This is a genomic window from Streptomyces sp. NPDC002868 (assembly GCF_055563295.1).
On sequence record NZ_JBVHDR010000057.1, the window covers coordinates 1 to 8,599 of the forward strand.

At 67.1% G+C, this 8,599-nt stretch carries 8 protein-coding genes and 2 pseudogenes; 5 read left to right on the forward strand and 5 right to left on the reverse strand.

The genetic code is table 11. The annotated features are described in order from the left end of the window. Positions 1 to 460 precede the first annotated feature (460 nt). Together ACZ3H8_RS40235 and ribA are read left to right on the forward strand one after the other, a co-directional pair. A complete protein-coding gene (locus tag ACZ3H8_RS40235) occupies positions 461 to 1,471 on the forward strand; it encodes a hypothetical protein (protein WP_467410253.1) in 1,011 nt (336 codons plus the stop codon). Between the two features lie 131 nt (positions 1,472 to 1,602). Next, positions 1,603 to 1,991, forward strand: a pseudogene (gene ribA, locus ACZ3H8_RS40240) (GTP cyclohydrolase II RibA); the annotation flags it as partial. A 342-nt stretch (positions 1,992 to 2,333) separates the two neighbouring features. On the opposite strand, the pseudogene ACZ3H8_RS40245 reads toward ribA, so the two are convergent. Beyond that, positions 2,334 to 3,479 (reverse strand): annotated as a pseudogene (locus ACZ3H8_RS40245) (IS701 family transposase); the annotation flags it as partial. A gap of 164 nt (positions 3,480 to 3,643) precedes the next feature. Here ACZ3H8_RS40245 and ACZ3H8_RS40250 point away from each other — a divergent pair. Beyond that, a complete protein-coding gene (locus tag ACZ3H8_RS40250) occupies positions 3,644 to 4,120 on the forward strand; it encodes a transposase (RefSeq protein WP_467410256.1) in 477 nt (158 codons plus the stop codon). Between the two features lie 521 nt (positions 4,121 to 4,641). Here ACZ3H8_RS40250 and ACZ3H8_RS40255 read toward each other — a convergent pair. Together ACZ3H8_RS40255 and ACZ3H8_RS40260 are read right to left on the reverse strand one after the other, a co-directional pair. Then, a complete protein-coding gene (locus ACZ3H8_RS40255) occupies positions 4,642 to 5,037 on the reverse strand; it encodes a hypothetical protein (RefSeq protein ID WP_467410259.1) in 396 nt (131 codons plus the stop codon). Positions 5,038 to 5,357: 320 nt separating this feature from the next. Beyond that, complete coding sequence (locus ACZ3H8_RS40260) at positions 5,358 to 5,639, reverse strand: hypothetical protein (RefSeq protein ID WP_467410262.1); 282 nt, start codon at positions 5,637 to 5,639, stop codon at positions 5,358 to 5,360. A gap of 288 nt (positions 5,640 to 5,927) precedes the next feature. On the opposite strand from ACZ3H8_RS40260, the gene ACZ3H8_RS40265 reads away from it, so the two are divergent. Continuing rightward, on the forward strand, positions 5,928 to 6,596 hold the full coding sequence (locus tag ACZ3H8_RS40265) for a hypothetical protein (RefSeq protein ID WP_467410263.1): 669 nt from the start codon (positions 5,928 to 5,930) through the stop codon (positions 6,594 to 6,596). A 199-nt stretch (positions 6,597 to 6,795) separates the two neighbouring features. Here the strand turns inward: ACZ3H8_RS40265 and ACZ3H8_RS40270 are convergent, their stop codons facing one another. Together ACZ3H8_RS40270 and ACZ3H8_RS40275 are read right to left on the reverse strand one after the other, a co-directional pair. After that, entirely contained in the window at positions 6,796 to 7,446 is a 651-nt protein-coding gene (locus tag ACZ3H8_RS40270; RefSeq protein ID WP_467410269.1) for a serine hydrolase domain-containing protein, read from the reverse strand. Further along, positions 7,440 to 7,970 (reverse strand): serine hydrolase domain-containing protein, encoded by a 531-nt coding sequence (locus ACZ3H8_RS40275; protein ID WP_467410265.1) that lies wholly within the window; start codon positions 7,968 to 7,970, stop codon positions 7,440 to 7,442. The genes ACZ3H8_RS40270 and ACZ3H8_RS40275 overlap by 7 nt, the downstream gene beginning before the upstream one ends. Before the next feature lie 410 nt (positions 7,971 to 8,380). On the opposite strand from ACZ3H8_RS40275, the gene ACZ3H8_RS40280 reads away from it, so the two are divergent. Further along, positions 8,381 to 8,530, forward strand: coding sequence for a hypothetical protein (locus ACZ3H8_RS40280; RefSeq protein WP_467410268.1), 150 nt, complete (start codon positions 8,381 to 8,383; stop codon positions 8,528 to 8,530). Positions 8,531 to 8,599: the final 69 nt, after the last annotated feature.

Here is an 8,599-nt window from a genome sequence, read left to right on the forward strand (position 1 = left end):
GCGTGTCGGTGTTCCAGCAGTGGTGGCCACTGCCCTGGCTGACTTGGCAGATGTCGCCTGGGGCGAGTGCTGTGGCCGGGGAGCCGGCTTGGGCCGACCGCTCTCCTCGGTGACCGGTGGCAGTGCCAGCGCCTCGCCGAGCATGAGGGCCCCCACAAGGCGTCGTACTCCGAGCCGCGTTCGTCTACGCCCGCGAACTCTACGCGCATAGAGACCATAGGCGCAGGGACTCGTCGAGGTCCGCTGCGCGGAGAAGCCGCGCCGTCATCCGCGCCCTGGTCACCCACGGGCGATACGCGCCTGGCCATCTCACCTCCACCCCGAAGGGCCCCTCGATAACCCTTGACTTGGGAACAATTCGATCGCAACGTGGGCATATACGGCTTTACGTACGCCAGGTAGGCGTACAGCGCCGCCAGGACGTGCGCTGAGAGAGGACCAGACTGGCTAGGACCTCGTCATGACCCACGAAATTGTCCCCGCAGACCAATTGATGAAATTTGGTGTCAACGACTTTTCCACAAAGGTGGTGCACCCCGACTCTTTGGCCGAGCTGAGCAAGTCACAGCTGGATAAGCTTGGACCAAAGGTAAACCAGGCTGTTCAGGCCCCTAAGAGCTACATTCAGCAACAGACTACTCAATTGCAGCGTTACGCGCCGAGACTCGAAAAGATCACGCAACTACGAGACGCCACGGTATACAACCCGAATACGAAGCAGGTCGTCCGCAATCTGATCGATCGCCACCACAGCAAGCTCACCGAAATTGTCTCCGACGCGCGTTATTACAAGGACGTGTACACGAGGCATTTCGAAAACGCCGTGGCCAATCGGCAGAATTGGATCAGGGCGCGCGATCTGGCGCAGGCGGCGGAGGGTGCGGCGGAAAGTGTGGCCTCGGCAGTCGAATCCGGAGCGGCGCAGAGTCGGATCGCGTCATTCGGGCAGGCCCTCTGGAACGCTGGCAGTACCGTCGTCCAGGCCACCGGCAATCTGCTAAGCAGGGGGGCCGACAAGATAGCCCAGGTGGTGAACTCGAGCCGGAATGCCGTGACGTACGGCCTGGGCCTGCTCGGCACCGGCTTGTCGATCGGCCTCACCTGGGGGAGAGCCGTCGTCGCCAGCGCGGCGAGAGGCGCTCCCGGCGGCCTGGCCGGAATCCTCGTCAGCCTGGGTGTGACCGCGGCGCTGGCCGGCGGAGCCTGGGCGTGGTCGGCGTACAACCAACCCAGTAAGCCACCGAGCGCACCGGGCGAGCCGAACGCGCCTGTCGAGCCGCGCGAGAATGAACCGGGCCAGCCACCGCCTGAAAAGCCGGCCGAACCAAAGGACAAGGAGCCGGCCCAACCACCCCATGAAAAGCCGGCCGAACCCCCGGCCCAGCCGAAGGAGAACCCAGTGGCTCCGCAAGCCCCGGCGGAGCCTCCGGCCGAACCGGCGGAGCCTCCGGCCGAACCGGCACCGGAATAACATCGCCACACGAGAACGTCGGCCTCCAGGGCCACAGCCTGGTCATGAAGGCCGACGTCACGCGTGGACCGCGGTTATCCCATCGCCCCTCGAGGTCTGCGCACCGGCCCGTTCCTGCTGTGGGCCGTACGGAGGCCGTCCAGCGCATCGACTCCGTCGGCGGAATCCTGCTCTACCTGCGCCAGGAGGGCCGCGGCATCGGCCTCTACAACAAAAGCTCGACGCCTACGCGCTCCAGGACACCGGCCTGGACACGTACCAGGCCAACACCACCCTGGGCCTGCCCGAGGACGCCCGCGTCTACACGGCCGCCGCACAGATGCTCACGGCCCTCGGCATCCGGAAGCTCGATCTGCTGTCCAACAACCCCGACAAGGCGCGCCAGCTGGACGACCTCGGCATCGCGGGACGGACCACCGTGCCGACCGGCGTCTTCGCCACCGACAGCAATGTGCGCTACCTGCAAGCCAAGGCCCAGCACACCGGACACACCATCGAGCTTGCCTGCCTCGCCGGCTGATCTCTGCCCGGCGGGCCGGCACCGGGCGGATCCCAGAGCCTTCGGCCTCCCCATAGAACCGGTTAGTACTCCAGTTGTGCTTCTCCATATGCCCTGGTCATCGTGCCTGTTTCGAGTCTAGTGGGCTGAAGCTGCATCAGGGCGGTGGTGGTTCGTGACCCACCCGATCGGGGTGCGTGCGGCACTGGTAGTGGCAGTGGCGGGCGACGGCTTGATGGCGTCGGCGCCAGTGCGACCAGTGGAGCCGGTGTCCGGGCCGCGGTAGCCGGGCTGCTGGGGAATGGGCAAGATCCAGGAGCCGTCGCACTTCTGCCACGGTGAGGGGAACGAGACTGCTCGGACCGTTTCTTCGGCCCCCTTTTCGAGGGCGTGGGCGGCCATCGCGGCCAGGAAGGCGTGCGCGAACATGGCCAGCGTGATGTGGCGGTACCAGCCCACGTAGCGGCGGACTTCGTACTGGTCCAGGCCGCACTCGTTCTTCGCGGCCTGGAAGCACTCCTCGATGGCCCATCTGGAGCCGGCCATGCGGACCAGTTCGGAGACGTTCGCCTCCGTGGGGGCGAAGGCGAGGTAGTAGGCAATCTCCTCGGGGCGGGCCAGGCTACGGCGGGCCAGCACCCAGCGATCGTGCGTGGGTGCCTCGCCGTTCGCGTCGGCGGCGGCAGGGAGCCTGGCTGCGGCCCAGTCGTAGACCCGAGGCCCTTTCGCGCCGTTTCCGCACGAGATCCGCTCCCAGGCGTCGTCCGGGGCACCGGTCAGAACATGGTGGATGCGCCAACTCCCCGCAGTCGACTTGACCTGCTGCGACTTGGGAACCGCCAGGACATAGCCCACGCCGGCTTCCTCCAGCATCCGCCGAAAGCCCCGTTCCTGCCCGTAGGCCGCATCAGCGGTCACCCAGGCGATCGGCAGCGCGGAGCCAAGGGCCCTCAACACCATCGCACGCGCCAGTTCGGGCTTCGTGGCAAAGGACCTGCCCTCAGGAATTCTCGCCGTGCGGCACCGATCCGGGTCATCGGTCCAGGACTTGGGCAGATGCAGCTCCCGGTCCACCAGGGCCCGGCCCTTCGCCGAGGTATAGGCGGCGAACACGCCGATCTGGCAGTTCTCGGTGCGGCCGGCCGTCCCCGAGTATTGGCGCTGCACCCCGGCTGAGACGGTGCCTTTCTTCAGGAAGCCGGTGTCGTCCACGATCAGCACACCGTCCGGTCGGCCGAGCCGCTCGGCCACGTAATCCTGCAGTTCGTCACGGATCTTGTCTGGATCCCACTGGCACCACGACATTAGCCGCTGCAGGCCGTACGGGGTGGCATGGCCTGCGTGCTCGGCGAGCTGCCAGCTGTTCTTCCGGCCGACCGGGCCGAGCAGCCCGCGCACGTAGTCCTGCATCCGACGTCGTGGCTCGATGCGCCCGAACCGCTGACCCACTCGCAGCAGCAACGACTCCAACTCGGTGGCCCACAGCCCTGCTTCGATATCCGGCTCCATAGCAGGCTCAACGCGCCCCGATCGGGTGGGTCACGAACCACCACCGCCCTGATGCAGCGTCAGCCCACTAGACTCGAAAACAGGCACGCTGACCAGGACAAATGGAGAAGCACAACTGGAGTATTAGACCGTGTCCTATGTGGTGATCGCTCGTTGGGCTGTTCATGGGGCGGGGTACGTGGAGTTGGATTGTTCCGGACGGCTTGTGGGAGCTCGCAAGGCCGTTGATTCCGGAGGACCGGGTGCGACCGCAGGGTGGTGGAACACCGAACACGCCGGATGAGACGCTGTTCGCAGCAATCATCTACGTGCTGGTCAGCGGCTGCGCTTGGCGGGCCCTGCCGCCGTGCTTCGGCATATCGAAGTCGACGGCCCACCGCCGGTTCATGATCTGGTCGCGGGCCGGGGTCTGGGGCCGGCTCCACGAAGCGGTCCTGCACCAACTCGACGACGCAGGCCTCATCGATGCCAGCGAACGGTTGGGCCGCCGCAGATGGGTGATCGAGCGGACCATCTCCTGGCTCTCCGGCTACCGCAGACTCAGCCCCCGCTACGAACGTCATTCCCGCAACTACCTGGCCTTTCTCGGCCTCGCCGCGGCCCTGTGCTGCTACAAGAGACTCCTGAAACTCACCACATAGGACACGGTCTTACTCCCGATGAGTTGGTTGTCTCGGTCGGGAGGTAGACCTGTGGGCGCCGGCAGACTCATCGCTGCGACGGCACCCAGCTTCGTACTCGTCGACCGCCTCGCCCGGTGCATCGGTCACCACCCCGTCCCGCGGTCAGCGTCCTTGCGACGCCCGGCAGCTAGGCCGGTACGGCGAGCAGCTCGGCGACGAACGTGTCCACGTCTGGGTCAGCGCGGCATTGCTCCTGCGCTCCGCGCCGATACTCGACCAATCTGATGACCGGCGCTACCACTCGGGCCCCTGGTGGTAGGGGCTCGGGTGGCATGCCGCGTCGAAGCGGGGTGGCCCAACCGCATCGGCTGGCCACCCCGGGAGAGTAATCCTCCGGCCATCCCCAACCGCCGCTACTCCAGCTCACAGTCCGGGCCAGCGGGACACCCAATTCCATAGCGTGTCGCGGGAAAGCACCGCAGGTCGATAAGGGTGCTCCCCGCGCATGTGGGGATGGACCAACCGCCGGTGTCTGCCCGTTAGGCGACGCTGATCTTCAAGCTGCCGTTGGCGAGTGCGCTGACACTCGCTGAAGCACCCGGTGCGACCGTAACGCTGGCGCTGCCGCCACCTGAGAAGACCAGGGTGGCGTTGGTGTTGTTGGTCACCGTCGAGACCAGCGACACCTGGGCCCCGGTGTCAAAGGTGGCGCCGACGGAGAGCTTTGAGGCGGGAATGGTGACCGTGCCGCCGGCCGACAGGCTGATGCGCACCGAGCCCGTCACAGCCGCGGAGGACTGGACGTCAGCAAAGACGGCATGTACCGGTGCGGCTGAAACCGCGGAGGCGCTCGGATGGAATGCGATCAGGCTGCCCGCGGCTGCGAGAGCGACAGCGGCGGCGATCTTGGCTGTAAGGCGGTGGGGCGGGCGCATGGAACCTCCATGGCAGGAGTGAAGGATCTCCAGAACAACGGCAGTGCCTGGTTTGACCCCATAGATAGCCCCAAGTAGCGAAGCGGATGCAATGTGACATGCGGGCGGCTCACGTCGAGCGCTGAATCCACCCGAACAGACCTGACGCCTGCCCGCCTGTTGGCAGGCACGACAGCATCCGCTGAAGGCCGCCACAGCGGGCAGCCGTCGGGAGCGGGCAGCTGTCCGTGCGAGGTCTCAGTACTTCCTTCTTGACGGCTTCTCGTCAGGAGACGCCTGACGATTCTTCTGGGTGCCCATGCCTTTGACGTAGAGCCGGGTTATCGGACAGGGGTTCTTGCGGGGTCTGACAGCGAGTTCGTCTTACCGTGGAAGACCCGGAAGTGGATGTCCTCGATGACGACCGTGACGGCCGACGCGTCGCGGACTGCGGCAGCAGCGGCCTGCAACTCTGCAGCACGTGCCCGGTCCTGTTCGGCAGCCGCTTCCAGTCGTGCGGCTGTGGCCGCGGCCACCTTGGCTTTCAGTTCTGCGGCGTCTGGCCGGTCCTGTCGTGGTGCCGGGATGGTATCCCCGACCGGGCCGATACGCAGCTTGGGCACGACGACCTTGGATCCCGGAGTACCAGGGCCGTTGCGGAGCCGGGTCCGCGGCTTTGCTGCGGACCGCTTGGTGACGGGGCTGGGCTGGACGCCGACTCCGCGTTCCGGGGAAGGAGCGCGTCGCCGGCGGAGCGCATGAGTTCGTTTTCTTCTGCGGTCGCGCCGCTGTGGGTGGCGGCTTCTGCGCGTTCCAGGCACAGGCGTAGCTTCGTCAGGCTGCGTCCGTCGGTGACCGCCTGCTGAAGTTCGGCCATGACAAGGGTCCGGTCGTATTGCCACCGCGGGTCTGTGGCCGCATGTTCCTTTGCCAGGCGCCTGACGGGCATCGCAGGCATCGCCACCGCGGGCGCTCTCATCCTCGAAGTGCCCCTGTACTTCGTTTACTCGGGCGCACCGCCGGACGCGAACGTCCTGGCCAGGCTGCTGATGGGGATGCTCGCGCTCGCGTTCCTGATCGTGTTCGTGACGGCCTTTCGTGAACTGGTCAAGCGTTTGAGTCCTGCATACGAGTGGGTCGGCACGATGGCCTTCGCCGCGGGACTGGTCTACGCGACGATCACCCTGGTCTCCTGCGGCCTGGAAGCCGGCGCGGTCATCGCAGCCGACCACCCGATCGATCCCACCATCACCGTGAGCGGCACATACATCCTCTACGGATCGATCTCCCGTCTCATGCTGGCGTTCTTCCTGACCGCGGTGGGCTACGCCATCTCACGCACGAACATGCTGCCCCGCTGGACCAGCCGGTCGGCATACGTCCTGGCCGGGGTCAACCTGGCTTTCGTCCCGTCCCTGTTCTTCGGTAACACCCCCGCGCACTTCTACGCGGCGAACGGCTGGGGCACCACCGCCCTGATGGGTGCGATCCTCAGCTACTGGCTGCCGGCCCTGGGCATCTCCACCTACCGCAGCACCGCGCGTCTTGCCCCGACCGGATCACCGGTGCTGCGGCACTGACCGCGTCAGGTGCCGCCCGAAGGGTGGCGCATCGTCAGAGCGGGCGTCTCCTCAGTTGCTGCCAGGCGGCGCCGCCGCGGGGCTGGACCGTCGAGGCGTAGGGCAGGTTCAGCCAGTCCAGTTGGTCGAGGTGGCCGACGGCGGCCAGGCCGCGGGCTTGCCGACGGTCACGTCCGGCGGTGTCGGCGGGGGCGGGGGTTCAGCGGGTGAAGGCGGCGGTGATGATGCGTCCGACGACGTTGTTCAGGTTCCGGCCTCTGGCGTCGGTCGAGTTGACTGAGTAGACGAGGGTGCGGGTCAGGTCGCGGGCGGCGAGAATGGCGGTGTTGTAGCCGTAGACGCCGCGGGTTTTGCCCCAGCCGACGGTGCCGTCCCGCAAGGTGAAGCGGGTCAGGCCGGCGCTGTGTTCGGCCGGCTTGTTGCTGCCGTACAGGGAGATGCCCTCGGGCACCGTGAACATCTCTTCCAATTGGGCCTTGGGGACCACGTGGCCGCCGAAGAGGGCGGTCAGGAAGCGCTCCAGATCCGCCGTGGTGGAGATGAGATTGCCGGTGGCCCAGAGGTCGGTGACATTCCACTTCGTGATGTCGCGCAGCTCGGTCGTCCCGTTGGAGCGTTTGACGGCCTGGTAACCGTGGTTGTGCGGGCCGTTGATCCGCGGGTTAGCGCCGGGGAACGAGGAGTGGCGCAGACCGAGCGGCTGCAGGATGCGCCGGGAGACCTGCTGTTCGTACGAGCAGCTGGTCGTTTTCTCGATCAGCAGGCCCAGCAGTGTGTAGTTGACGCCGACGTAATGCTGCTGGGTGCCGGGGGCGAATTCGAGTGGCTTGGCGGCTGAGGCCGCTACCAGCTGCCACGGGGTGACCGTGTCGAAGCGGTGCTCGTTGCCTCGTCGAAGGTTCTGTCGTCGTGGGCCTCGGGAAGTCCGCTGGTGTGGTTGAGGAGTTGGCGGACGGTGATGGGCGGATGGCCGGGCAGCAGGCTTGGCAGATAGTCCTGGACGGGCGCGCCGAGGTCGATCCGGTGCTCGGCGGCGAGCTGCAGCACCACCGCCGCGGTGAACACCTTGGTCGTGGAGCCGGTCCGGAAACGGGCGCGCTCCAGCGCCTTTCGGCTGCTGCCGATCTCGGCGACGCCGTTGGAGCCACTCCAGCTGCCGTCCGTGCCTGCGACACGCACGAGCGCTGCGGTGGCGTCAGCGTCCGGCAGTCCGGCGATCGCCGCGCGCAGCGCCTGGGCGTCGGGGGGCGAAGCCGAAGCCGAAGCCGAGGCGGCGACGGGCGTAGCGGCGAGGGCTGGGGAGGCAACGATTGGGCCTGCCGTGACGGCGAGCACGAGGGAGGCGGCCAGCGCGGTGCGCGTACGGACCTTCACGGTGAGGCTCCAGGGGTAGCTGTCGAACTCGCGATGTGTGGGCGACTTCGATCCTGGCGCTCACGCGCTACGGCCGGATCGTCGGAACGGGCCGACCGCACCCCGGTGCTCGTGAGGGTCAACTTCGAGATGGGCAGGGGTAGTTGTCGGGGCCTTCTCCCACGGGACGCGCGGCGAAGTGCCGCGCGGCGTGGGGCGGCAGGCGCTGCGCCAAGGGCATTCACGGGAGGCAGGGCACGGGATCCGGTGACAGTCGCGTCCCTCTTTTTCATGTTCCTGAACGCCGCGTCCAGCGCGCTCACTGCGGTCTACCTCGTGGAGGTGTTCCCGACATCGGTCCGCACGACCGGAGTCGGCTTCGCCACGGCGATGAGCCGCGTCGGCGCAGCGGTGGGCACTTCCTGCTCCCGATGGGACTCGGCCGCTTCGGCGTGGGGTTCGTGCTGCTCATCGGCGCGGGTGTGCTGGCGCTCGGGGGAGTGGTGTCGTACTACCTGGCCCCGGAGACCACGGACCTGGACCTGGCGACGGCGGCGCGCACGGCACGCGGCGAGAGCTGACGCAGGCACTCCGGCCGTGGCCCTGGGTGGCACCGGGGTCATGGCCGCCGAGTGTTCAGGAGTGCGATG